This is a genomic window from Pseudomonas sp. GW822-FHT06D10 (genome assembly GCF_058799535.1).
Genome location: NZ_JBXALN010000010.1, coordinates 100,913 through 125,215, shown reverse-complemented (window position 1 = coordinate 125,215; position 24,303 = coordinate 100,913). Strand labels below are relative to the sequence as shown.

The following is a 24,303-nucleotide window of genomic DNA, read 5'->3' as shown; positions in this document are numbered from 1 at the left end:
GCACCTCTGGTGATGTCTGAAAAAGACGCGATCAGATTTATTCGGGTCACATGAAGCATCATCACACCCAGCGCAAACGACGAAACAACCACCATTGCCCCATGGCCACCGCCACCAATAAAAGGCAGGCGATGATGAAACCATAAGGGCTGGCCGAGAACGGAATGCCGCCCACGTTGATCCCCAAAAGACCGGTGAGAAAACTCATCGGCAGGAAGATCCCGGTAATGATCCCGAAGCGGTACATGGTGCGATTCATGCGCACGCTCAAACGCCGGTCTTCGGCCTCCAGCACAAGCCCCACGCGCTCTCGGGTCAATTCCAGCTCTTCCAGGTAACGGGTCAGACTGTTGTGCAGCTCGTTCCAGTAATCACCATCATCCACGGCGAACCAGGGCAGTTTTATCCGGCTCAACTGGGCGAAGATATCCCGCTGCGGAGCCAGGAAGCGCTTGAGCCCGGCAGCCCGCCGACGGATCTGCAAAATGCTGCCGTGCTCGGGGGTATACCGTTCGTCGGCATCCAGTTTTTCTTCCTCGCCATCGACCACTTCCGAGAGGTCGCTGACCAGATTCTGCACCTTGTGGGTCAGGTACTCGGCCATATAAAGGAGGAGTTCGGCAGACGTCTTCGGCCCTCGGCCCTCGGCAAGCTGCACCAACAACTCATCGGTGGCGCGCAACTGACGCAGGCGCAATGAAATCACCCGCTGGGCAGAGGCAAAGATCCGCACCGAGACCATGTCTTCCGGCTCGGCCCCCGGGTTCAGGTTGATACCCCGCAGAAACAGCAGCAACTCCGAGTCCGGGAGCGCCAGCAAGCGTGGCCGGGTGTTTTCCTCCAGCAGCAGGTCACAGCTGAACTCGCTCAGGCCGCTGGAGCGACGCAACCAGGTCTGGGTCTGCGGATGACTGCGATCCCAATGCAGCCACAGGCTTTCATGGGCCCGCAGTTGCAGGTCGTCGAGCTCAGTCCGGGCAATCGAACGCGCACCGCCTTCACCATCCAGCACCAGGGCATGTACCAGCCCCCATTGCGCGTTTTCTTCCTCGAACATCCGCATCCCTTGTCAGGTCGATTGTTTATTCAGGCATTTTCAGCGGGCTTGGCGAAACGATCACGCCATTGTTGTCGGCGTAGACATACTCGCCAGGGCGGAAAGTCACACCGGCAAAGGTCACCGCCACATTGAGGTCGCCGATGCCGCGCTTGTCAGTCTTCATCGGGTGGCTGGCCAGGGCCTGGACGCCAAGATCGGTCTGGGCGATGACATCCACATCACGGATGCAACCGTAGATCACCAATCCTTCCCAACCGTTTTTTGCGGCTTTCTCGGCCAGCATGTCGCCCAGCAGGGCGCGGCGCAGCGAGCCGCCACCATCCACCACCAACACCTTGCCCTGCCCCTTGAGTTCCACTTGTTCCTTGACCAGCGAGTTGTCCTCGAAGCACTTGATGGTGACGATTTCACCGCCAAAGGAATCGCGACCACCGAAATTGCTGAACATCGGCTCTACCACCTGCACCAGGTCCGGATAGGCGTCGCACAGGTCGGGAGTGAGGTAATGGTTCATCGAGAAACTCCTGTAACAGAAAGAACACGATCGAAGGTGTCGGTGCTGCCTTATATAGATACGCGCCCAGACCGCAGATGTTTAACCTGCAAGGCCTGATGAGCGACCCCGCCTGCCCCGTATTTTCGCAGCCAGGCCAGCGGAACGGAAAGCCGACTCAATAACTGAATGTGACCAGAACAGCGCAATGCGTCATATCTTAGCCGCAAGCGCTATCGAGCGAAATGCCCTTGTCAGAGCCTTCGCCTCAAACCGCAGCCACGGGTTCGGCAACAGAAACCAGCAATGGAGCCTGCTGATCCTTGAGCCAGCACGCGACCAGCGGCCAGACCTCAGTCTGCGCCGATTTGCTCACCAGCATCTCGACGTGACCGAAATTACCGCTGAATCCCTGCTCGCGCCCCAGGCAGACAAATTGTTTCTGCTCGCTACCCAATTGCTCGAACAACTTGCGACAGGCCCAGGTCGGATCCTGATGATCCCCTGCGGCACTGACTGCCAGTGCGGGCACCGTAACCTGCGCCAGGCCCGCCCACCAATCCTTGTCGGCATCGCCGAAACGACCAAACAATCCATGCCAGCGCATGCTCTCCAGAGCCAGCCCGATGGGCTCGTCCTCGGGGCCACGCTTGAGCCGCGAGCCGGACAACTGGGCAAAGCGCTTGATCACCAGGCGCCCACCCCACTCCACCATCGGGATCTTCAACGGCCAGTAGGTACGGCTGATCTGGGTACCGAAAAACGCCGCCGAAGCCACGCCCGCATCACCCAGGTATTGCCCGCCCAACGCCGCAGCCAGGGTAGTGCCGCCCAGGGAATGACCGATCCAATGGGGAACCTGCGCACTTTGCTCACGGACAAAGGCGGCAATTGCCGGCAAATCGTACCGAGCGTAGTCGGCGACACGGTTCTTGCGGTAGTCGGCATTGCGGCGCGACAAGCCGTGACCGCGCATTTCAGGGATCCACACATCGAATCCCGCGCGGGCCAGATAGGCCCCCAGCCCGATGCCCTTGGGCGAATACCAGAAACGTCGATTGGAAAAGCTGCCATGCAGCAGGACCACGGGGATCCCCCGGGCTTCAGGCTCATCGGCCAGCCCCAGGCGGGTGACGGCCAACTCCACGGAAGGGTCGGGACTGTTGCCGGGCTTCAAGCGATAGACATCTTCGCTGAGGTCGCCTCGACGCTCGGCACTGATCAAGGCGACCGGAAATAGGTTGCTGCTGCTTTGCATATTCTTCTTGCACAAAAAAGGGCGGCATCCAGAAGAAGCACGCCCTGCTTGAATCTTCAAGAGCCAGCCAGCCTTGCGACCGACCGGCTCTGCACTCACCGATTACGCTGCGCCCTGACCTTCAGCCAGGAAGAACCAGGTTTCCAGTACCGAGTCCGGGTTCAGCGAAACGCTTTCAATACCCTGCTCCATCAGCCATTTGGCCAGGTCCGGGTGGTCCGAAGGCCCCTGGCCGCAGATGCCGATGTACTTGCCAGCCTTGTTGCAGGCGGCAATGGCATTGGCCAGCAGCTTCTTGACTGCAGGATTACGCTCGTCAAACAGGTGGGCGATGATCCCCGAGTCACGGTCCAGGCCCAGGGTCAGCTGGGTCAGGTCGTTGGAGCCGATGGAGAAACCATCGAAGTACTCGAGGAACTCGTCAGCCAGAATGGCGTTGGACGGCAGTTCGCACATCATGATCACGCGCAGGCCGTTCTCGCCGCGCTTGAGGCCGTTTTCAGCCAGCAGATCAACTACTTGGCTGGCCTCGCCCAAGGTGCGCACGAACGGCACCATGATTTCGACGTTGGTCAGGCCCATCTCGTTGCGCACGCGCTTCAGGGCGCGGCATTCGAGCTCGAAGCAGTCACGGAAGGATTCGCTGATGTAACGCGAAGCTCCGCGGAAGCCCAGCATCGGGTTCTCTTCTTCCGGCTCGTAGAGCTTGCCACCGATCAGATTGGCGTATTCGTTGGACTTGAAGTCCGACAGACGCACGATGACCTTCTTCGGTGTGAACGCCGCAGCCAGGGTGCTGATGCCTTCAACCAGCTTGTCGACGTAGAAGTCCACAGGATCGTGGTAGCCGGCAATACGCTTGTCGACGCTGTCCTTGATCTCTTGTGGCAGCCCGGCGTAGTTCAGCAGTGCCTTGGGGTGCACGCCAATCATGCGGTTGATGATGAACTCCAGGCGGGCCAGGCCCACGCCGGCGTTCGGCAGCTGGGCGAAGTCGAAGGCACGGTCCGGGTTGCCGACGTTCATCATGATCTTGAACGGCAGCTCCGGCATGGCATCCACCGAGTTCTGCTTGATGTCGAAGCCCAGTTCGCCTTCGAAGATGAAACCGGTGTCGCCTTCAGCGCAGGAAACGGTCACGCCCTGGCCATCTTTCAGCAGCTCGGTGGCGTTGCCGCAACCCACTACTGCCGGAATGCCCAGCTCGCGAGCGATGATTGCTGCGTGGCAGGTCCGGCCGCCGCGGTTGGTGACGATGGCGCTGGCGCGCTTCATCACCGGCTCCCAGTCCGGGTCGGTCATGTCGGAGACCAGCACGTCGCCGGCCTGGACCTTGTCCATCTCGGACACGTCCTTGATGATCCGCACCTTGCCGGCGCCAATGCGCTGGCCGATGGCACGGCCTTCCACCAGCACGGTGCCGGTTTCCTTGAGCAGGTAGCGCTCCATGACATTGGCCTGGGTACGGCTCTTCACGGTTTCCGGACGGGCCTGGACGATGTACAGCTTGCCGTCGTCGCCGTCCTTGGCCCATTCGATGTCCATCGGGCACTGATAGTGCTTCTCGATGATCATCGCCTGCTTGGCCAGCTCGCTGACTTCAGCATCGGTCAGGCAGAAACGCGCGCGATCGGCGGCGTCCACGTCCACGGTTTTCACCGAGCGACCAGCCTTGGCTTCGTCGCCGTAGATCATCTTGATCGCCTTGCTGCCCAGGTTACGGCGCAGGATGGCCGGACGACCGGCTTCAAGGGTGTTCTTGTGGACGTAGAATTCGTCCGGGTTGACCGCGCCCTGGACCACGGTCTCACCCAGGCCATAGGCGCCGGTGATGAAGACCACGTCACGGAAGCCCGATTCGGTGTCGAGGGTGAACATCACGCCGGCGGTGCCGGTTTCCGAACGCACCATGCGCTGCACACCGGCAGACAGGGCCACCAGCTTGTGGTCGAACCCCTGGTGCACGCGGTAGGAAATGGCGCGGTCGTTGAAGAGCGAGGCGAACACTTCCTTGGCAGCGCGAATCACATTGTCTACGCCACGGATATTGAGGAAGGTTTCCTGCTGGCCGGCAAAGGAGGCGTCCGGCAAGTCTTCGGCGGTGGCCGAGGAACGCACGGCCACGGCGATGTCGGGATTGCCCGCCGACAGTGCGGCGAAGGCGGTACGGATCTCGGTGTTGAGGCGCTCGGGGAACTCGGCCTCCATGATCCACTGACGGATCTGCGCGCCGGTCTTGGCCAGGGCGTTGACGTCATCGACATCCAGCGCATCGAGCGCCGCATGAATCTGGTCGTTCAGACCACTCAACTCAAGAAAATCACGATAAGCCTGAGCTGTCGTGGCGAAGCCACCAGGGACCGATACGCCCGCACCTGCGAGGTTGCTGATCATCTCGCCCAGGGATGCGTTCTTGCCCCCCACATGCTCAACATCGTGTTTGCCGAGCTTATCGAGGGAAACTACGTACTCTACCAAGGTGATCTCTCCACTAACTGTGTTGGAAAAGCTCAGAAGCCGGCTGCTCCTGGGAGCGTTTGCCCGCTATATGGCCTGGACCTGGAAAATAAGTGAGAATGCGGGCCATTCCCGGCCGACAAATCGCGCCTATCATATCCAAGAATCGTCACTAGCTTAAGGCCCAAGCCGCAAATGAAACGATCTGCTTTCTTTATCTCCGACGGTACCGGCATCACAGCGGAAACCCTCGGCCAGAGCCTGTTGGCGCAGTTCGAAAACGTTACCTTCAGCAAATTCACGCGGCCGTATATCGACAGCATGGAAAAAGCGCGGGCCATGGTACAACAAATCAATATAGCCGCCGAAAAAGACGGCCATCGCCCGATTATCTTCGACACCATCGTCAATCAGGACATTCGTGAGATCCTCGCGACCTCCAATGGTTTCATGATCGACATCTTCTCGACCTTCCTCGCGCCCCTGGAACAGGAGTTGAGCGAACATTCCTCCTACTCCGTCGGCAAATCCCACTCCATTGGCCACAACTCCAACTACATGGAGCGGATCGAGGCGGTGAACTTCGCCCTGGACAACGACGACGGCGCCCGCACCCACTACTACGACAAGGCCGACCTGATCCTGGTGGGCGTGTCGCGTTGCGGCAAGACCCCGACCTGCCTGTACATGGCCATGCAATTCGGCATCCGCGCGGCCAACTACCCGCTGACCGAGGAAGACATGGAGCGCCTGCAGCTGCCCAATGCCCTGCGCGCCCACAAGCACAAGCTGTTCGGCCTGACCATCGACCCCGACCGCCTCACCGCGATCCGCAACGAGCGCAAGCCCAACAGTCGCTATTCCAGCTACGCCCAGTGCGAATTCGAAGTGCGCGAAGTGGAAAACCTGTTCCGCCGCGAAAACATCCCCCACATCAATTCCACCCATTTCTCGGTGGAAGAGATCTCGGCCAAGATCCTCGTGGAAAAAGGCGTGGAACGGCGCTTCAAGTAACCTCTGCGCGACCGACGGCGAGGCCCGCACTGCCCCTCGCCTGCCGCCCTACCAGCGGGGCAGCCCGCTCTCCTGCTTCAAGGCCGCGGCCAACACGGCGAAGCCGTCCTGCAGCCGACGATCATCCGCGGTGGTATTGCAGACACTGGCCCGGACGAATTGCGGCACCGCGGCCTGGCCCACGGCAAAGGCTTCGGCAGTGGCCACCAGGTATCCCTGACGCTTGAGATCCGCCTCGATTTCAGAGGCACGCCACGGCTCCGGAACCCTGATCCAGAAATGCGGGCAACCCTCCGGACTGCGCCAATCCAGCCCCTGCAACACCTCCGTGACCAGCTCCTTGCGCCGGGCGATTTCGGCCATCTGCTGCTGACGCAGGCGCTCGGCAACTCCCGTGTCGATCCAGCCCGCTACCAGCTCCAGCGGCAAAGGCGTGGCCATCCAGCAGGTGGCGCGTACCGCTGCGGCCAAACGCCCCACCAGGGGCGACGGCGCATGCAGGAAACCGACCCGCAGCCCTGACGCCACGGCCTTGCTCAGACTGCTGATCAGCACCGTGCGCTCCGCAGCGAAATGGGCCAGTGGCGCCGGGCGCCGCTCCATCAGCACGGCGTGGGTTTCATCCTCCAGAATCAACAGGTTATGCCGGCGACAGAGCTCCGCCACGGCCTCGCGCCGCGCAGCGGACTGCACCGCAGCCGTGGGGTTTTGCAGGGTCGGGGTGCAATACAGCGCTGAAATGCGGTGCTGCCGGCACGCTTCGTCCAGGGCCTCCGGCAACAGCCCCTGTGCGTCCATCGGCAACCCCAGGAGCTTGATGCCCAACATTCGCGCGGTGCTGATCAGGCCCGGATAGGTCAGGTGTTCAGTGGCCAGGGTATCGCCGGGCTTGAGCAGTGCCAGCAAGGCGACATGCAAGCCGTGCTGGGCGCCGTTGACGCAAATCACCTGCTCGGGATCCGCCTGCAGGCCATCCTGGGTCAGCCAGCGCGCACCCGCGGCGCGATACCGAGCCAGACCGGCCTCGGCGCTGTAACGGGCGATTTGCTGCAGTCCCAAAGGATCTTCTGCCAATGCCCGCAAACCCTGAGCGATGAAATGGTTTTCCTGGCCGGGAATATGGGTGTTGCGGCTCATGTCGAACAGCGCCTCCGGCTCCTCGGCGACGTTGCGAAAGCCGCTGTCGCGCTGGCGCTGCAAACCATCCTGGCGCACATAAGTACCATCGCCGACCCGTGCCACCACCTGTCCCAGGCGTTCCAGCTCGGCGTACGCGCGGCTGATGGTGCCAATGGTCACGCCCAGCTTGTCCGCCAGCAGGCGATGGGGCGGCAGCTTGCTACCGGGGGCCAGCGTACCGTCGGCAATGGCCTTTTCCAGGGTCTCGGCCAGTCGCTTGTACTTGGCGCCCACCCCTTCCTGCAATGCGGAATGCATCATTGACACTGTGTCAATACTTACTTTGACAGCCATCATTTTCACCAATAGCGTTGCTCAAGGGCTCAATTACCGCAAATGACTCGCCCAATATAGAGGTCAATTGCTCATCATGAAAGGAATGCCAGCGTGAATACCAGCACCGTCATATCCGACACCCGGGCCCTGCCCCGCCCCTGGCTTGCCACCCTGGTGACCTGCACCCTGTTCCTGATTGTCTGCCTGAGTTGGGGCACCACCTGGCTGGGCATCAAGATTGCGGTGCAAAGCGTGCCGCCACTGACCGCCGCAGGCCTGCGCTTTCTGATTGCCTTTCCGCTGTTCGCCTGTTTTGCCTGGCTGCGCCGCGAGCCGCTGATGTTTCCCAAGGGCAGCCGGGGCTTCCTGGTATTCGTCACCCTGTGCTACTTCAGCCTGCCCTACACCCTGCTCAACTACGGCGAGGTACACGTTTCCTCCGGCCTGACCGCGCTGCTGTTCAGTTGCATGCCGGTGTTCATCCTGATTTTTTCCGCCTTGCTGCTGCGGGAGAAGATTCACCTGGCGCAACTGCTAGGCATCGCCATCGGCTTTGCCAGCCTGTTCCAGATCATTCGCGGCCAGGGCCTGCTCAGCGACCACAATGAACTCTCGGGAGTACTGGCAATTCTCGGCGCGGCGCTGCTGCATGCACTGTGTTACGTGGTCACCAAGAAACACGGCAGCGCCATCAGCGTCATCACCTACAACACCTTGCCGATCGGCATCGCCGGTCTACTGCTGTGCCTGGCGGGGTTGGGGATCGAGCACCCGGACTTTTCCGCCATCAGCCCGCGTTCCTGGGGCGCCCTGCTGTATCTGGGGCTGGCGGCTTCGGTGGGTGGGTTCATTGTCTATTTTTTCCTGCTGAAACGACTGAATCCGGTGATCCTGTCCTTCGTGTTCATCATTTTTCCGGTGTTCGCGGTGATCATCGGCGCCTGGTACGAAGGCCAGAGCCTGTCCCGGGACCTGCTGCTGTATTCCTCGACCTTGCTCGGCGGTTTCGCCATCACCAAGCTGCCCCTGGACAAATGGCTGTCCAGAAAGCCCGCCCGACGCTAAAGAGACTCTGTAGGAGCGAGCTTGCTCGCGAAGCTTCAAGGACACCGCGTCCGCCCAGCGAGCCCGCGTCATCATTGACGTTCATCGCGAGCAAGCTCGCCCCTACAAGGGTGGGTTTCAGATCACCAGCAGGTCGACGAACCGGTGCACGGGCGTCGCCTCAAGCCGCGCCTGATCCTTGCACAGCTGGAAAATCTGCGTCGAACGCTGGGCCGTGAAACGCGTGGCCAGGTTGGCCTTGAACTTGTCTTCCAGCAGCGGGATGCCTTCGGCGCGGCGGCGCCGGTGGCCAATGGGGTATTCCACCGCGACCTGCTCGGTGCTGGAGCCGTCCTTGAAGAACACCTGGATCGCATTGGCAATGGAACGCTTGTCGGCCTCCAGGTATTCACGGGTGTAGCGAGGCTCTTCGACGATGTGCATCTTCTCGCGCAACTGATCGATGATCGGGTGCGCGGCATGGAAATCGTCCTCGTAATGCTCGGCCACCAGAGTGCCGAAGGCCAGGGGCACGGCGGTCATGTATTGCAGGCAGTGGTCGCGGTCGGCGGCATTGGCCAGCGGCCCGACCTTGGAAATGATGCGGATCGCCGACTCATGGGTGGTGATGACGATGCGGTCGATTTCGTGCAGGCGGTTGCGCACCAGAGGATGCAAGGTCACCGCCGCTTCGCAGGCCGTTTGCGCATGGAATTCTGCCGGGAAACTGATCTTGAACAGCACGTTTTCCATCACGTAGCTGGCGTATTTCTGCGTCAGGCTGAACTGCCGCTGGCCCTCGGGTTTGAGCGCCAGGTCCTTGTTGGTATGGCTGAACAGCACGTCATAGAAGCCCCACTGCGGCGCCGTCAGGACGCCGGGAATGCCCATCTCGCCACGCAGGGCGATATCCGCCAGGCGCACTCCACGGCTGGAGGCATCCCCCGCCGCCCAGGATTTGCGCGAACCGGCATTGGGTGCATGGCGATAGGTGCGCAGCGCCTGGCCATCGACAAAGGCCTGGGACAGTGCCGCCAGCAACTGCTCGCGATTGGCCCCCATCAGCTTGGCGCACACCGCGGTGGAAGCCACTTTCACCAGCAGCACATGATCGAGGCCGACACGGTTGAAGGAGTTTTCCAGGGCAATCACGCCTTGAATCTCATGGGCCATGATCATGGCCTTGAGCACATCATTCATGGTCAGCGGTGCTTCGCCATTGGCCACGCGCTTTTGTGACAGGTGATCGGCCACCGCCAGAATTCCCCCGAGGTTGTCCGAGGGGTGGCCCCATTCGGCCGCGAGCCAGGTGTCGTTGTAGTCCAGCCAGCGCACGATGCAGCCGATGTCCCAGGCCGCCTTCACCGGGTCGAGGCGATAGCTGGTGCCGGGCACCCGGGCACCGAAAGGCACCACGGTGCCTTCGACGATCGGCCCCAGGTGCTTGGTGCATTCGGGAAAACGCAGGGCCAGCAGGCCGCAGCCCAGGGTGTCCATCAGGCAATTGCGTGCGGTATCGAGGGCTTCACGGGAGTCGATAGAATAATCCAGGACGTAATCGGCAATGTCCTGCAGGACCTGGTCGTAGTCGGGACGGTTGTTCAGGTCAACGTTGCTGCTCATGAGCGCTTCACTCCAGTACAGGATGGTAGGTGGTGTCGATTCCTCAGTGACAGGTTCAGGTCAATAACGGCATCGCAGGTCTGCGCCTGCTCAGCGATTCAATCACAACCAGCGGCTGTGGCGAGGGAGCTTGCTCCCGCTGGACAGCAAGCCCCTCCACAGCAAGCGCTTCTCTTCCTAGAAACTGTCGCCGGGCACTCGCACCCAGCCTTCCATCAGCACCCGCGCGCTGCGGCTCATGATGGCCTTGACCACCGTCCAGTCACCGCCGCTCCGGGTGGCTTCGGCGCCGACGCGCAAGGTGCCCGAGGGATGGCCGAAACGTACCGCGCTGCGCGCGCCACCACCGGCCGCCAGGTTGACCAGGGTCCCGGGAATCGCCGCCGCGGTACCTATGGCTACCGCCGCGGTACCCATCATCGCGTGGTGCAGCTTGCCCATGGACATGGCCCGCACTAGCAGGTCGACGTCCCCGGCCTTGATCGCCTTGCCGCTGGAGGCCTGGTAGTCCGCAGGCGCGGCGACAAAGGCCACTTTCGGCGTGTGCTGGCGCTGGGCGGCTTCATCCAGGTGTTTGATCAGGCCCATGCGCAGGGCGCCATGGGCGCGGATGGTCTCGAACATCGCCAGGGCCTTGGGGTCGCCATTGATATCGCCCTGCAGCTCGGTACCGCGATAGCCGATGTCTGCCGCATTGACGAAGATCGTCGGAATCCCGGCATTGATCAGGGTCGCCTTGAAGGTGCCGACACCGGGCACTTCCAGGTCGTCCACCAGGTTGCCGGTGGGGAACATCGAACCGCCCGCCCCCTCTTCCTCGGCCGCAGGGTCAAGGAACTCCAGCTGCACTTCGGCCGCCGGGAAAGTCACGCCGTCCAGCTCGAAGTCGCCGGTTTCCTGGACCTCGCCGTTGGTGATCGGCACGTGGGCGATGATGCTCTTGCCGATATTGGCCTGCCAGATGCGCACCACCGCCACGCCGTTCTGCGGAATGCGCGCCGGGTCCACCAGGCCGCTGCTGATGGCGAAGGAGCCCACTGCCGCCGAGAGGTTGCCGCAGTTGCCGCTCCAGTCGACAAAGGCCTTGTCGATGGCCACCTGGCCGAACAGGTAGTCGACGTCGTGGTCGGCCTTGATGCTCCTGGACAGGATCACCGTCTTGCTGGTGCTGGACGTGGCGCCGCCCATGCCGTCGATCTGCTTGTCATAGGGATCGGGGCTGCCGATCACCCGCAACAGCAGGGCGTCACGGGCTGCGCCCGGCAGTTGGGCCGCCTCGGGCAGGTCCTGCAGGTTGAAGAACACGCCCTTGCTGGTGCCGCCACGCATGTAGGTGGCGGGAATCTTGATCTGCGCTACGAATGCCATGAATTTCAGGTCCCGATAATGACCGGGGGCGGCGCCTTGCGGCCCGCCCCCGGTACGTTGCTTAGCTGGCTACTGCCGATTCCAGGAAGTCCTGGGCGAAGCGTTGCAGCACCCCGCCCGCCTCGTAGATCGATACCTCTTCGGCGGTGTCGAGGCGGCAGGTCACCGGCACCTCGAGCCGCTCGCCGTTCTTGCGGTTGATCACCAGGGTCAGTTGCGCCCGAGGCGTGCGCGCGCCGATCACGTCGTAGGTTTCAGTGCCGTCGATACCCAGGGTCTTGCGGTCGGTGCCCGCGAGGAACTCCAGCGGCAGCACGCCCATGCCCACCAGGTTGGTACGGTGGATGCGCTCGAAGCCTTCGGCGACGATGGCTTCCACCCCCGCCAGGCGCACGCCCTTGGCTGCCCAGTCGCGGGACGAGCCCTGGCCGTAGTCGGCACCGGCAACGATGATCAGCGGCTGCTTGCGCTGCATGTAGGTTTCGATGGCTTCCCACATCCGCGTCACTTTGCCTTCCGGCTCGATCCGCGCCAGGGAGCCCTGCTTGACCTTGCCGTTTTCCTGGACCATTTCGTTGAACAGCTTCGGGTTGGCGAAGGTCGCGCGCTGAGCGGTCAAGTGGTCGCCACGGTGGGTCGCGTAGGAGTTGAAGTCCTCTTCCGGCAGGCCCATTTTCGCCAGGTACTCGCCGGCCGCGCTACCCGCCATGATGGCGTTGGACGGCGACAGGTGGTCGGTGGTGATATTGTCCGGCAACACCGCCAGCGGGCGCATCCCGGTCAGGCTGCGCTCACCGGCCAGGGCCCCTTCCCAGTACGGCGGACGACGGATGTAGGTGCTCTGCGGGCGCCATTCATACAGCGGCTCGACTTTCGGGCCGGTGTCTTCGTGGATGGCGAACATCGGGATGTAGACCTTGCGGAACTGCTCCGGCTTGACCGCCGCCTTGACTACCGCGTCGATCTCTTCATCGCTCGGCCAGATGTCCTTGAGGCGGATTTCCCGACCGTTGGCGTCCAGGCCCAGCACATCTTTCTCGATATCGAAACGAATGGTGCCGGCAATGGCGTAGGCCACCACCAGCGGCGGCGAAGCCAGGAACGCCTGCTTGGCGTAAGGGTGGATGCGCCCATCGAAGTTGCGGTTGCCCGAGAGCACGGCGGTGGCGTACAGGTCGCGGTCGATGATTTCCTTCTGGATCACCGGGTCGAGGGCACCGGACATGCCGTTGCAGGTGGTGCAGGCAAAAGCCACCACGCCAAAGCCCAGTTGCTCCAGCTCATGGCCCAGGCCGGCCTCTTCCAGGTACATGGCCACGGTTTTCGAACCCGGGGCCAGGGACGACTTGACCCATGGCTTGCGGGTCAGCCCCAGCTTGTTGGCGTTGCGCGCCAGCAGGCCGGCGGCGATCACGTTGCGCGGGTTGCTGGTGTTGGTGCAACTGGTGATGGCGGCGATGATCACCGCGCCGTCCGGCATCTGCCCCGGGGTTTCGGACCACTGCCCGGCGATGCCCTTGGCCGCCAGGTCGCTGGTGGCGACCCGGGCGTGCGGGTTGCTCGGCCCGGCCATGTTGCGCACCACCGACGACAGGTCGAACTGCAGGCCGCGCTCGTAGCGTGCGCTCTTCAGGCTGTCGGCCCAAAGGCCGGTGTGCCTGGCGTAGCTTTCGACCAAACGCACCTGCTCGTCTTCACGGCCGGTGAGCTTGAGGTAGTCGATGGTCTGCTGGTCGATGTAGAACATCGCCGCCGTGGCGCCGTATTCCGGAGCCATGTTGGAGATGGTGGCGCGGTCGCCCAGGGTCAGCGCCGCGGCACCTTCGCCAAAGAATTCCAGCCAGGCCCCCACCACTTTCTGCTTGCGCAGGAACTCGGTCAGCGCCAGCACCATGTCGGTGGCGGTGATGCCCGGCTGCAGCTTGCCGGTGAGCTCGACGCCGATGATGTCCGGCAGGCGCATCCACGAGGCGCGGCCGAGCATGACACTCTCGGCTTCCAGGCCGCCCACGCCGATGGCGATCACCCCCAGCGCATCCACGTGGGGAGTGTGGCTGTCGGTGCCGACGCAGGTATCAGGAAAGGCCACACCGTCGAGCACCTGGATCACCGGGGACATTTTCTCCAGGTTGATCTGGTGCATGATGCCGTTGCCGGGCGGGATCACGTCGACGTTCTTGAAGGCCTTCTTGGTCCAGTTGATGAAGTGGAACCGGTCTTCGTTGCGCCGGTCTTCGATGGCGCGGTTCTTGTCGAAGGCGTCCGGGTCGAAACCGCCGCACTCCACCGCCAGGGAGTGGTCGACGATCAACTGGGTCGGCACCACCGGGTTGACCAGCGCCGGGTCACCGCCCTGGTCGGCGATGGCGTCGCGCAGGCCGGCCAGGTCCACCAGTGCGGTCTGGCCAAGAATGTCGTGGCACACCACGCGGGCCGGGAACCAGGGGAAGTCCAGGTCGTCGCGGCGTTCGATCAGTTGGCCGAGGGAAGCGTTGAGGGTTGCCGGATCACAACGGCGCACCAGGTTTTCCGCCAGTACGCGGGAGGTGTAGGGCAGGCTGTCGTAGGCGCCTGGCTTAAGCGCATCGACCGCCGCCCGGGCGTCGAAATAGTCCAGTTGGCTGCCGGGCAGCGTCTTGCGAAATTCACTGTTCATGGTCAGGGCTCGGTCACGGTAGTTTCAAAGGGAGCGCCTGGCACCGTGTTGAATGGGCATCTATCCCTTGTAGGAGCGAGCTTGCTCGCGATGACTGAATCAGATCCGACATCGCGTCGGCTGAACCATCGCTATCGCGAGCAGGCTCGCTCCTGCAGGTGCTGCGGTGCATTCAATCAACAGTACCGGCGCCCTCCCGGTCAGCGGCGCTCGATTGGCACGAACTTGCGCTGTTCAACGCCGATGTACTCGGCGCTTGGACGGATGATGCGGTTGTTGGCACGCTGCTCGAACACGTGGGCGGCCCAGCCGGTCAGGCGCGAGCAGACGAAGATCGGTGTGAACAGCTTGGTCGGGATGCCCATGAAGTGGTACGCCGAGGCGTGGTAGAAATCGGCATTGGGGAAGAGTTTCTTCTGCTCCCACATGGTCTTGTCGATGGCTTCGGACACCGGGAACAGCACCTTGTCACCGACTTCGTCAGCCAGCTTCTGCGACCAGCCCTTGATCACCTCGTTGCGCGGGTCGCTGTCTTTGTAGATCGCATGGCCAAAGCCCATGATCTTGTCCTTGCGCTCGAGCATCCGCAGCAACTCGGCAGTCGCCTCCTCGGGGCTCTGGAAGCGCTCGATCAGCTCCATGGCCGCTTCGTTGGCGCCGCCGTGCAGCGGGCCGCGCAGCGAACCGATGGCCGCGGTGACACAGGAATAGAGGTCCGACAGGGTCGAGGCACAGACCCGGGCGGTGAATGTGGAGGCATTGAATTCGTGCTCGGCATAGAGGATCAGCGAGACGTTCATCACCTTGACGTGCAAGTCACTGGGCTTCTTGCCATGCAGCAGGTGCAGGAAGTGGCCACCGATGGTCTGCTCGTCGCTGACGCAATTGATGCGCACGCCTTCGTGGCTGAAGCGGTACCAGTAGCACATGATCGCCGGGAAGGCCGCCAGCAGGCGGTCGGTGACGTCGTGCTGCTGGGAGAAGTCCTTCTCCGGCTCGATGTTGCCCAGGAACGAGCAACCGGTACGCATCACATCCATCGGATGGGCCTGGGCCGGTATGCGCTCCAGCACTTCCTTCAGCGCCTGTGGCAGGTCGCGCAGCTTGCTCAGCTTGGCGCTGTAGGCGGCCAGTTGTTCCTGAGTCGGCAGGTCGCCGTACAGCAACAGGTAGGCGACTTCCTCGAACTGCGCATCGGCCGCCAGTTCGCGCACGTCATAGCCGCGGTAGGTCAACCCGGCACCGGCCTGGCCCACGGTGGACAGCGCGGTTTGCCCGGCCACCTGGCCGCGCAGACCTGCACCACTCAATACTTTTGCTTCGGCCATTGCTCTCTCCAATCTTGAATTTGTTAGGGACTTGGCAACTTCACGGGTCGGGGCTCCCCCGACAGTGCAGGAGCGAGCTTGCTCGCGATCCGAGCCCGCGCGCCCCAGCGAATCAGGGGCTGCGCGTTATCGCTGACGGCCATCGCGAGCAAGCTCGTTCCCACAGGGATTGATTCAGCCTTTCTTCTGCGCGAACAGCGCATCGAGCTTCTGCTCGAAGCTGTGGTAATCGATGCGCTCGTACAGTTCCATGCGGGTCTGCATGGTGTCGATCACATTTTGCTGGGTACCGTCGCGACGGATCGCGGTGTAGACGTTTTCTGCGGCCTTGTTCATGGCACGGAACGCCGACAGCGGGTACAGCACCAGGGAAACATCCACGGATTTCAACTGTTCGGTGGTGTACAGCGGTGTGGCGCCGAATTCGGTGATGTTGGCCAGGATCGGGGCTTTCACCCGATCGGCGAAGATCTTGTACATCTCGAGCTCGGTGATGGCTTCCGGGAACACCATGTCGGCGCCGGCCTCGATGCACGCCGCGGCGCGTTCCAGGGCCGACTCCAGGCCTTCCACCGCCAGGGCGTCGGTGCGCGCCATGATCACGAAGCTGTCATCGGTACGGGCATCCACCGCGGCCTTGATGCGGTCGACCATTTCCTGCTGGGAAACGATCTCCTTGTTAGGGCGGTGACCGCAGCGCTTGGCGCCGACCTGGTCTTCGATATGGATCGCCGCGGCGCCGAACTTGATCATCGACTTGACGGTACGCGCCACGTTGAAGGCCGACGACCCGAAACCGGTGTCCACGTCCACCAGCAGCGGCAGGTCGCAGACGTCGGTGATACGACGCACATCAGTGAGGACGTCGTCCAGACCGGTAATGCCCAGGTCAGGCACGCCGAGGGAGCCGGCAGCGACCCCGCCGCCCGACAGGTAGATGGCCTTGAAACCGGCGCGCTTGGCCAGCAGGGCATGGTTGGCGTTGATCGCGCCGACCACTTGCAACGGCTGTTCGCTGGCGACCGCATCGCGGAAACGCTGGCCTGGAGTGCTCTTGTTGGAACTCATGACTCACCTCGTGGAGTGGCTGTCTGATGGGCGCTGTCCTGGTAGTGACGCGCGATATTGCGTTTCGAGGCGCCGATGTGGCGGCGCATCAACAACTCGGCCAGTTCGCCGTCGCGATCGGCAATGGCATCGAGAATCCGGTGGTGTTCGGCAAAGGCCTGGTGCGGGCGATTGGGGGTCGCGGAAAACTGGATGCGGTACATGCGCACCAATTGATACAGCTCGCCGCAGAGCATCTGCGTGAGGGTGCGGTTGCCGGCGCCCTGGATGATCCGGTAGTGGAAGTCGAAGTCCCCTTCCTGCTGGTAGTAGCCGACGCCGGCCTGGAACGCCGCATCGCGTTCGTGGGTATCGAGCACCCGGCGCAGTTCGTCGATTTCCTCGGTGGTCATGCGCTCGGCCGCCAAGCGACAGGCCATGCCTTCCAGGGACTCACGGATTTCGTAGAGTTCGATCAGCTCGGCATGGCTCAGGGACACCACCCGGGCGCCGACATGGGGCACCCGCACCAGCAGGCGCTGACCTTCCAGGCGGTGGATGGCCTCGCGCAGCGGGCCGCGACTGATGCCGTAGGTGCGCGCCAGTTCAGGCTCGGAGATCTTGCTGCCTGGGGCGATCTCGCCCTTGACGATGGCCGCCTGGATCCGCCGGAAGACGTTTTCGGACAGGGTTTCAGAATCGTCCTGTGCCTGCATCGGGTGTTCGAGTTGACCCAGCATATTGTCGACACCTTTAAAATCAATGAGGCAAAAATTAGCCAATACACCGAAAACAGTCAAAGGAAAAATAGAGATTGTCGACAATCGTCTAATAACCCTAAGCGCCAGGACAAGACAAAAGGCCCGCCCCCGGCGCTGGCGCCATAAAACCAGCATGCTAGAATGCCGCCCGCATTGGCCTGTCATCTTTTTATGGCACGCATACGAGGGAGCTTGCGCAGCAATGCCGGTCGCCTTGAACTGAAGAACCCATGCCCATCAGGATCTATGAGACTCAAGGCCCTTCCCCTACTGCTCTGCCTGCTTGCCCTGCCCGGCATCAGCGCCGCCGCCGGCAAGACTGTCTACGGCTTGAATGAATACGCTCGGCTGTCCGGCATCGACCTGGAGGTCGCGGCCAAGCTCGACACCGGGGCCAAGACCGCTTCCCTGAGTGCCCGCGACATCAAGCGCTTCAAGCGCAATGGCGAGTCCTGGGTGCGTTTCTACCTGGCGATCGACGCCGCCCATTCCCATCCCATCGAACGGCCTCTGGCCCGGGTCAGCAAGATCAAGCGCCGTGCCGGCGACTACGACCCCGATGAGGACAAGAACTACACCGCACGGCCGGTCATCGCCCTGGATGTCTGCATGGGCAGCGCCCTGCGCAGCATCGAAGTGAACTTGACCGACCGCAGCGCATTCCAATACCCGCTCCTGATCGGCTCCGAAGCCCTGAAACGCTTCGATGCGCTGGTCGACCCCAGTCTTAAATACGCTGCTGGCAAACCCGCCTGCGCCACCGACGCTCATACCGCAGAGTAATTCCAATGCGCTCTCTTACCCTTCATCTGAAAGTCCTGATCGCCATCCTGGTGGTGCTGGGCATTTCGATCACGGCCTATCAGATCTTCGTGCTCGGCATTCCGGTGACCGAAGACGCTACCGACGATCTGTGGAACATCGATGCCAAGGTCGAGTTCGTCGCCAACGGCAAGGACCCGATCAAGATCCAGATGTTCGTGCCGCCCCTGAGCCGCGATTACGTGAGCCTCAACGAGAGCTTCATTTCCAACAACTACGGGGTGGCGGTGAACCGCGTCGACGGCAACCGCAAGGTCACCTGGTCGGCGCGCCGGGCCAAGGGCAACCAGACCCTGTACTACCGCCTGGTGCTGACCAAGCGCTACAGCGCCGAGAAAGCCAAGGTCAAGGGCCCGACCTTCCGTGACAGCATGGCCGTGGAAGGCCCGGAAAAGATCGCCGCCGACGCCCTGCTGGCGCCGATCCGCCAGCATTCGGCGGACGTCGAGACCTTCATCAGCGAAGCCATCAAGCGGGTCAACAACGCCAATGACGACAACGCCAAGCTGCTGCTGGCCGGCGATCCGTCCAGCACCAACAAGGCGAAGATTGTCGAGCTGCTGCTGTCCATCGCCCACGTGCCGGTGGAAAAGGTCCACACCATCCGCCTGGTGGCCGACCAGCCGCAGACCCCGGAGCTCTGGCTGCGCAGCTTCAACGGCACCGACTGGCTGTACTTCAACCCGGAAACCGGTGAGCAGGGCATGCCCAGCGACCGCCTGCTGTGGTGGACCGGCGACGACAACCTGATCACCGTCGATGGCGGCAAGAAAGCCAACGTCACCTTCAGCCTCAACAACAGCGAAATGAACGCCATTCGCCTGGCCAAGCTGACCGACGAGAACACCGACGCCAACTTCCTCGAATACTCGCTGTACGGCCTGCCGCTGCAGACCCAGCAGACCTTCATGATCATGGTGATGATCCCCATCGGCGTGCTGGTGATCCTGGTGCTGCGCAACCTGATCGGCCTGCAGACCCTCGGCACCTTCACCCCGGTGCTGATCGCCCTGGCCTTCCGCGAGACCCAGTTGGGCTTTGGCATCGTGCTGTTCACGGTAATCACCGCGCTCGGGCTGTCCTTGCGCTCCTACCTCGAACACTTGAAGTTGCAGATGCTGCCGCGACTCTCGGTGGTACTGACCTTCGTCGTGGTGCTGATCGCCGCCATCAGCCTGTTCAGCCACAAGCTGGGCCTGGAACGCGGCCTGTCGGTGGCGCTGTTCCCGATGGTGATCCTGACCATGACCATCGAACGCCTGTCCATCACCTGGGAAGAGCGCGGCGGCGGCCATGCGATGAAAGTCGCCATCGGCACCCTGTTCGCCGCCTCCCTGGCGCACCTGATCATGAGCGTGCCGGAACTCACCTACTTCGTCTTTACCTTCCCGGCGATGCTGCTGATCCTGGTGGGCTTCATGCTGGCGATGGGTCGCTACCGCGGCTACCGCCTGACGGAGCTGGTGCGTTTCAAAGCCTTCGTCAAGGCCGACTCCTGATGTTCGGCCTGTGGAAGACCTGGAAAGCCCTGGAAGCGCGGGGAATCATGGGCATCAACCGGCGTAATGCCGACTACGTGCTCAAGTACAACAAGCGCAGCCTGTACCCCATCGTCGATGACAAGATCATCACCAAGGAACGGGCGATCAAGGCCGGTATCCATGTGCCGGAACTGTACGGGGTGATCTCCACCGAGAAGGAAATCGACAAGCTCGGCGAGATCCTCAAAGGGCGCAACGACTTCGTGATCAAGCCGGCCCAGGGCGCCGGAGGTGACGGGATCATTGTGATCGCCGACCGCTTCGAGGGCCGTTATCGCACGGTGTCGGGCAAGATCATCAGCCACGAAGAGATCGAGCACCATATCTCCAGCATCCTCACCGGCCTGTATTCCCTGGGCGGCCACCGCGACCGGGCGCTGATCGAGTACCGGGTGACCCCGGACCAGATCTTCAAGAGCATCAGCTATGAAGGCGTGCCGGACATCCGCATCATCGTGCTCATGGGCTACCCGGTGATGGCCATGCTGCGCCTGCCGACCCGCCAGTCCGGGGGCAAGGCCAACCTGCACCAGGGCGCCATCGGCGTCGGGGTCGACCTGGCCACCGGCCTGACCCTGCGCGGTACCTGGCTGAACAACATCATCACCAAGCACCCGGACACCACCAACGCGGTGGACGGCGTGCAACTGCCCTACTGGGACGGCTTCATGAAGCTGGCGGCTGGCTGCTACGAACTCTGTGGCCTGGGCTACATCGGCGTGGACATGGTCCTGGACCAGGACAAGGGCCCGCTGATTCTCGAACTCAACGCCCGTCCCGGGCTGAACATCCAGATCGCCAACGATTGCGGCCTGACCCAGCGCACCCACGCCATCGAAGCCCACCTTGAGGAGCTCAAGGCCCAGGGCATCGAGGAAGGCGTCGAGGAGCGGGTACGCTTCGCCCAGGAACTGTTTGGCCATATCCCTGCCGTGGAAGGCTGATAGCGCCTGCCGCAGGGTGCGAACGGAAGGTCCTGCGGACCTTTTCGCAGCCTGCGGCAGCAGCTACAGGTCGGTGAATACGCCACGAACCGGGCAAACACCGACATCCCCTCTAGGAGCAACTCCTGCAGAGGCATACAATCGCCAACCGCGCTCCGATGGCTGATTTGCCCCGCATGTTGACCTGTTCCGTACACCCGCTCCCCTACCGCACCAACCCCGCCGAGTATTTCGCGGCAATCGAGCACGCCCCCGGCGCCGTGCTGCTGGACAGCGGCCGGCCCAGCGCCGAGCGCGGGCGCTATGACCTGCTCAGCGCCTGGCCCCTGGCGCAGTTGACCGTGGCCGCCGCAGAAAGCGGCAGGGGCTTTCTCCAGCGCCTGCGGGACAACCTGGGGCAACTGGGCCCGGCGCAACTACCCGCTCCTTATGAACTGCCCTTCGCCGGCGGCCTGATCGGCTACCTCAGCTATGACTTCGGCCGCCATCTGGAGCGCCTGCCAAGCCAGGCCCGGGATGACCTGCAACTGCCCGACGCACGCTTTGGCCTGTATGCCTGGGCGCTGATCAACGACCACCAGGCAGGCACCAGCCAGCTGGTGTTCCACCCCAGCCTGGATGACACCGAGCGCCAGCGCCTGATTCAACTGTTCAGCCAGCCGCTGCCCGCGTCGCAGCCGGCATTCAAGCTGACCGGCGCCATGCTGGCTGATCTGAGCGCCGAGGACTACCGCCAGGCGTTCCAGCGCATCCAGCACTACATCCAGGCCGGCGACTGCTATCAGGTGAACTTCGCCCAGCGCTTTCGCGGCCAGTACCAGGGTGATCCCTGGGCGGCCTATTGCGCCCTGCGCGCCGCCTGCCCGACCCCGTTCTCGGGTTTCCAGCGGCTGCCGGAAGGCGGTGCGGTGCTGAGCCTGTCGCCGGAGCGCTTCGTCCACGTCAGCCAGGGCCGGGTGGAAACCCGCCCGATCAAAGGCACCCGCCCCCGCGGCCGGGATGCGGCGCAAGACGCGGCCAATGCCGCCGAGCTGCTGGCCAGCCCAAAGGACCGGGCGGAAAACCTGATGATCGTCGATCTGTTGCGCAACGACCTGGGGCGCACCTGCCGCATAGGCTCGGTACGGGTACCGGAGCTGTTCAGCCTGGAAAGCTACCCCAACGTGCACCACCTGGTGAGCAGCGTCACTGGCGAGCTGGCGGACGGCAAGGACGCCCTGGACCTGATCGCCGGCAGCTTTCCCGGCGGCTCGATCACCGGCGCGCCGAAGATCCGCTCGATGCAGATCATCGACGAGCTGGAACCCACGCGGCGTGCGCTGTACTGCGGTTCGCTGCTGTACCTGGACGTGCGCGGAGAAATGGACAGTTCGATCGCCATCCGCAGCCTGCTGGCCAAGGATGGGCAGATCTGTTGCTGGGGCGGCGGCGGAATAGTCGCGGATTCCGACTGGCAGGAGGAATACCAGGAATCCATCACCAAGGTGCGGGTGTTGCTGGAAACGCTGCAGGGGCTTTAGGGCCTCTTCGCCGGCCAGCCGGCTCCTACAAGCGCGCGCCGTTCTCCCACCCGTAGGAGCTGGCTTGCCAGCGAAGGCGTCGGCAGGATTTGCGCAAAATCCAGAGGCCCCTTCGCCGGCAAGCCGGCTCCTACAAGAACGGTTTTACAGGCTCAGGGGACGATAGGAAGCCTTGATGAACTCCTGCTTCAGCTCGGCAAAGCTGTGCACCGCCGGGAACTGCGGGAACTCGCGGATCACGTTGTCCGGGGCGTGGAACAGGATGCCGGCATCCGCCTCACCGAGCATCGTCGTGTCGTTGTAGGAATCCCCCGCCGCAATCACCCGGTAGTACAGGCTCTTGAAGGCCAGCACCGACTGGCGCTTGGGGTCTTTCTGGCGCAACTGATAGCCGGTCACCCGGCCGCCGTCATCGGTGATCAGGCGGTGGCAAAGCAGGGTCGGAAAGCCCAGCTGGCGCATCAGGGGCTGGGAAAATTCATAGAAGGTGTCGGAAAGGATCACCACCTGGAAGCGCTCGCGCAGCCAGTTGACGAATTCCACCGCGCCGTCCAGTGGCTTGAGGGTGGCGATCACTTCCTGGATATCCGAAAGCTTCAGGCCGTGTTCGTCGAGAATCCGCAGGCGCTGTTTCATTAGCACGTCGTAGTCGGGAATATCCCGGGTGGTTGCCTTGAGGGATTCAATCCCGGTTTTTTCGGCAAAGGCGATCCAGATTTCCGGGACCAGTACACCTTCCAGATCGAGACAGGCAATTTCCACAAGACACTCCCATTGGTTCTGATTATTTAAATTGAGCGAGCAAAAGGACTGCCGAACTCTAGCGATTCGCCTGCACAGGCGCAACGCAGAGGAGCGCGCCAGGGCGGTGTGGATTTTGTTAAGATCGCCCCCCTATAGAGCGCACAGCGCCACCGACCTGTAGGAAACCGCCCTGATGACCCCATCGTTCGACGTCGCTGAACTCGCCGCGACCTATGCCAACAAGTCTGCCCAGGACATTCTCAAACTGGCCTTTGCCCAGTTCGGCGATGACCTGTGGATTTCCTTCAGCGGTGCCGAGGATGTGGTGCTGGTGGACATGGCCTGGAAGCTGAACAAGAACGTCAAGGTGTTCAGCCTGGATACCGGCCGCCTGCACCCGGAAACCTACCGTTTCATCGATCAGGTGCGTGAACACTACAAGATCCAGATCGAGCTGATCTCGCCGGACCACAGCAAGCTCGAACCCTTCGTCAAGGAAAAGGGCCTGTTCAGCTTCTATAAGGACGGCCATGGCGAGTGCTGCGGTATCCGCAAGATCGAACCACTGCGGCGCAAGCTGTCCACCGTCAGCGCCTGGGCCACCGGCCAGCGCCGTGATCAGAGCCCGGGTACCCGCAGCCAGGTGGCGGTGCTGGAAGTCGACACAGCCTTCTCCACGCCGGAGCGCACCCTGTACAAGTTCAACCCACTGGCACAAATGAGCAGCGAGGAGATCTGGGGTTACATCCGCATGCTCGAACTGCCCTACAACAGCCTGCATGAACGCGGCTTCATCAGCATCGGCTGCGAGCCCTGCACCCGCCCGGTACTGCCCAACCAGCACGAGCGCGAAGGCCGCTGGTGGTGGGAGGAAGCCACTCAGAAAGAATGCGGCCTGCACGCCGGCAACATCATCAGCAAAGCCTGACCCCCTTCCCTGCGGGCGCGCCTGAAGGACGCCCGCACTGAAAGCCAACCCGCAGCAAAACCTGTACACAAGAATGTCACCGTCGGTGCCATTTTTGTGTGCACTTCAAAGATTCCCCGCCCCAAAAGGTTACAAGCCTTTCCTGCGCCGATATCCATTGGGCGCCAAGCCGTGCCTGGCGAAAAATAAATACCTGTTCAAACGGTCAATTTTTAATCTCGTCTTTTCAGAAGGTTAGGA

Annotated in this window: 19 protein-coding genes; 7 read left to right on the top strand and 12 right to left on the bottom strand. The window is 62.4% G+C overall.

Translation table 11 applies throughout. The features are described from left to right. Positions 1 to 61: 61 nt before the first annotated feature. From AC1RL5_RS27930 to ppsA, 4 genes are all read right to left on the bottom strand, one after another. Positions 62 to 1,057, bottom strand: coding sequence for a zinc transporter ZntB (locus AC1RL5_RS27930; RefSeq protein WP_103406993.1), 996 nt, complete (start codon positions 1,055 to 1,057; stop codon positions 62 to 64). 25 nt (positions 1,058 to 1,082) lie between these two features. Then, entirely contained in the window at positions 1,083 to 1,574 is a 492-nt protein-coding gene (gene rraA / locus AC1RL5_RS27925) for a ribonuclease E activity regulator RraA (RefSeq protein ID WP_011060191.1), read from the bottom strand. A gap of 247 nt (positions 1,575 to 1,821) precedes the next feature. Beyond that, on the bottom strand, positions 1,822 to 2,811 hold the full coding sequence (locus AC1RL5_RS27920) for an alpha/beta fold hydrolase (RefSeq protein WP_072451599.1): 990 nt from the start codon (positions 2,809 to 2,811) through the stop codon (positions 1,822 to 1,824). Between the two features lie 102 nt (positions 2,812 to 2,913). Then, positions 2,914 to 5,289, bottom strand: a complete 2,376-nt coding sequence (ppsA, locus tag AC1RL5_RS27915; RefSeq protein WP_041116859.1) for a phosphoenolpyruvate synthase — start codon at positions 5,287 to 5,289, stop codon at positions 2,914 to 2,916. A gap of 174 nt (positions 5,290 to 5,463) precedes the next feature. Between ppsA and ppsR the strand changes: the two genes are divergently transcribed. After that, positions 5,464 to 6,282 (top strand): posphoenolpyruvate synthetase regulatory kinase/phosphorylase PpsR, encoded by an 819-nt coding sequence (gene ppsR / locus AC1RL5_RS27910; protein WP_011060188.1) that lies wholly within the window; start codon positions 5,464 to 5,466, stop codon positions 6,280 to 6,282. Positions 6,283 to 6,330: 48 nt separating this feature from the next. Here ppsR and AC1RL5_RS27905 read toward each other — a convergent pair whose 3' ends face one another. Beyond that, positions 6,331 to 7,755, bottom strand: coding sequence for an aminotransferase-like domain-containing protein (locus tag AC1RL5_RS27905; protein ID WP_145713123.1), 1,425 nt, complete (start codon positions 7,753 to 7,755; stop codon positions 6,331 to 6,333). A gap of 93 nt (positions 7,756 to 7,848) precedes the next feature. On the opposite strand from AC1RL5_RS27905, the gene AC1RL5_RS27900 reads away from it, so the two are divergent. Continuing rightward, a complete protein-coding gene (locus tag AC1RL5_RS27900; RefSeq protein ID WP_072451600.1) occupies positions 7,849 to 8,802 on the top strand; it encodes a DMT family transporter in 954 nt (317 codons plus the stop codon). Positions 8,803 to 8,919: 117 nt separating this feature from the next. Here the strand turns inward: AC1RL5_RS27900 and prpD are convergent, their stop codons facing one another. From prpD to AC1RL5_RS27870, 6 genes are all read right to left on the bottom strand, one after another. After that, a complete protein-coding gene (gene prpD / locus AC1RL5_RS27895) occupies positions 8,920 to 10,404 on the bottom strand; it encodes a 2-methylcitrate dehydratase (RefSeq protein ID WP_011060185.1) in 1,485 nt (494 codons plus the stop codon). A 177-nt stretch (positions 10,405 to 10,581) separates the two neighbouring features. Then, on the bottom strand, positions 10,582 to 11,772 hold the full coding sequence (gene prpF, locus AC1RL5_RS27890; RefSeq protein ID WP_015634743.1) for a 2-methylaconitate cis-trans isomerase PrpF: 1,191 nt from the start codon (positions 11,770 to 11,772) through the stop codon (positions 10,582 to 10,584). A 61-nt stretch (positions 11,773 to 11,833) separates the two neighbouring features. Continuing rightward, a complete protein-coding gene (gene acnD / locus AC1RL5_RS27885; RefSeq protein ID WP_011060183.1) occupies positions 11,834 to 14,428 on the bottom strand; it encodes a Fe/S-dependent 2-methylisocitrate dehydratase AcnD in 2,595 nt (864 codons plus the stop codon). Positions 14,429 to 14,628: 200 nt separating this feature from the next. Then, positions 14,629 to 15,756, bottom strand: coding sequence for a bifunctional 2-methylcitrate synthase/citrate synthase (gene prpC / locus AC1RL5_RS27880; RefSeq protein ID WP_011060182.1), 1,128 nt, complete (start codon positions 15,754 to 15,756; stop codon positions 14,629 to 14,631). A 174-nt stretch (positions 15,757 to 15,930) separates the two neighbouring features. Further along, the gene (prpB, locus tag AC1RL5_RS27875; RefSeq protein WP_011060181.1) at positions 15,931 to 16,824 is read right to left on the bottom strand and encodes a methylisocitrate lyase; all 894 of its coding nucleotides are present in this window, start codon (positions 16,822 to 16,824) and stop codon (positions 15,931 to 15,933) included. Next, positions 16,821 to 17,543: a GntR family transcriptional regulator gene (locus tag AC1RL5_RS27870; protein ID WP_065363437.1), complete on the bottom strand. Its 723-nt coding sequence runs from the start codon at positions 17,541 to 17,543 to the stop codon at positions 16,821 to 16,823. The genes prpB and AC1RL5_RS27870 overlap by 4 nt, the downstream gene beginning before the upstream one ends. A gap of 267 nt (positions 17,544 to 17,810) precedes the next feature. Between AC1RL5_RS27870 and rloA the strand changes: the two genes are divergently transcribed. The 4 genes from rloA to pabB all read left to right on the top strand — a co-directional run bounded on the left by rloA (position 17,811) and on the right by pabB (position 22,391). After that, positions 17,811 to 18,347, top strand: a complete 537-nt coding sequence (gene rloA, locus AC1RL5_RS27865; RefSeq protein WP_011060179.1) for a retropepsin-like aspartic peptidase RloA — start codon at positions 17,811 to 17,813, stop codon at positions 18,345 to 18,347. 5 nt (positions 18,348 to 18,352) lie between these two features. Then, the gene (rloB, locus tag AC1RL5_RS27860; RefSeq protein WP_011060178.1) at positions 18,353 to 19,885 is read left to right on the top strand and encodes an osmotic stress tolerance membrane protein RloB; all 1,533 of its coding nucleotides are present in this window, start codon (positions 18,353 to 18,355) and stop codon (positions 19,883 to 19,885) included. Further along, entirely contained in the window at positions 19,885 to 20,871 is a 987-nt protein-coding gene (locus tag AC1RL5_RS27855) for an alpha-L-glutamate ligase-like protein RloC (protein ID WP_492589938.1), read from the top strand. Before rloB ends, AC1RL5_RS27855 begins: the two co-directional genes overlap by 1 nt. A gap of 176 nt (positions 20,872 to 21,047) precedes the next feature. Further along, positions 21,048 to 22,391: an aminodeoxychorismate synthase component I gene (gene pabB / locus AC1RL5_RS27850; RefSeq protein ID WP_011060176.1), complete on the top strand. Its 1,344-nt coding sequence runs from the start codon at positions 21,048 to 21,050 to the stop codon at positions 22,389 to 22,391. Between the two features lie 144 nt (positions 22,392 to 22,535). Here the strand turns inward: pabB and thrH are convergent, their stop codons facing one another. Next, complete coding sequence (gene thrH / locus AC1RL5_RS27845) at positions 22,536 to 23,153, bottom strand: bifunctional phosphoserine phosphatase/homoserine phosphotransferase ThrH (protein WP_123576680.1); 618 nt, start codon at positions 23,151 to 23,153, stop codon at positions 22,536 to 22,538. Positions 23,154 to 23,328: 175 nt separating this feature from the next. Here thrH and AC1RL5_RS27840 point away from each other — a divergent pair, with 175 nt between their 5' ends. Continuing rightward, positions 23,329 to 24,063, top strand: coding sequence for a phosphoadenylyl-sulfate reductase (locus AC1RL5_RS27840; protein WP_011060174.1), 735 nt, complete (start codon positions 23,329 to 23,331; stop codon positions 24,061 to 24,063). The last annotated feature ends 240 nt before the right edge of the window (positions 24,064 to 24,303 follow it).

Bases quoted from the DNA above. Each gene is read 5' to 3' on its own strand.
- AC1RL5_RS27930 (WP_103406993.1), bottom strand. From the start codon at position 1,057: ATGTTCGAGGAAGAAAACGCGCAATGGGGGCTGGTACATGCCCTGGTG.
- rraA (WP_011060191.1), bottom strand. From the start codon at position 1,574: ATGAACCATTACCTCACTCCCGACCTGTGCGACGCCTATCCGGACCTG.
- AC1RL5_RS27920 (WP_072451599.1), bottom strand. From the start codon at position 2,811: ATGCAAAGCAGCAGCAACCTATTTCCGGTCGCCTTGATCAGTGCCGAG.
- ppsR (WP_011060188.1), top strand. From the start codon at position 5,464: ATGAAACGATCTGCTTTCTTTATCTCCGACGGTACCGGCATCACAGCG.
- AC1RL5_RS27905 (WP_145713123.1), bottom strand. From the start codon at position 7,755: ATGGCTGTCAAAGTAAGTATTGACACAGTGTCAATGATGCATTCCGCA.
- prpD (WP_011060185.1), bottom strand. From the start codon at position 10,404: ATGAGCAGCAACGTTGACCTGAACAACCGTCCCGACTACGACCAGGTC.
- prpF (WP_015634743.1), bottom strand. From the start codon at position 11,772: ATGGCATTCGTAGCGCAGATCAAGATTCCCGCCACCTACATGCGTGGC.
- acnD (WP_011060183.1), bottom strand. From the start codon at position 14,428: ATGAACAGTGAATTTCGCAAGACGCTGCCCGGCAGCCAACTGGACTAT.
- prpC (WP_011060182.1), bottom strand. From the start codon at position 15,756: ATGGCCGAAGCAAAAGTATTGAGTGGTGCAGGTCTGCGCGGCCAGGTG.
- prpB (WP_011060181.1), bottom strand. From the start codon at position 16,824: ATGAGTTCCAACAAGAGCACTCCAGGCCAGCGTTTCCGCGATGCGGTC.
- AC1RL5_RS27870 (WP_065363437.1), bottom strand. From the start codon at position 17,543: ATGCTGGGTCAACTCGAACACCCGATGCAGGCACAGGACGATTCTGAA.
- rloA (WP_011060179.1), top strand. From the start codon at position 17,811: ATGAGACTCAAGGCCCTTCCCCTACTGCTCTGCCTGCTTGCCCTGCCC.
- rloB (WP_011060178.1), top strand. From the start codon at position 18,353: ATGCGCTCTCTTACCCTTCATCTGAAAGTCCTGATCGCCATCCTGGTG.
- AC1RL5_RS27855 (WP_492589938.1), top strand. From the start codon at position 19,885: ATGTTCGGCCTGTGGAAGACCTGGAAAGCCCTGGAAGCGCGGGGAATC.
- pabB (WP_011060176.1), top strand. From the start codon at position 21,048: ATGTTGACCTGTTCCGTACACCCGCTCCCCTACCGCACCAACCCCGCC.
- AC1RL5_RS27840 (WP_011060174.1), top strand. From the start codon at position 23,329: ATGACCCCATCGTTCGACGTCGCTGAACTCGCCGCGACCTATGCCAAC.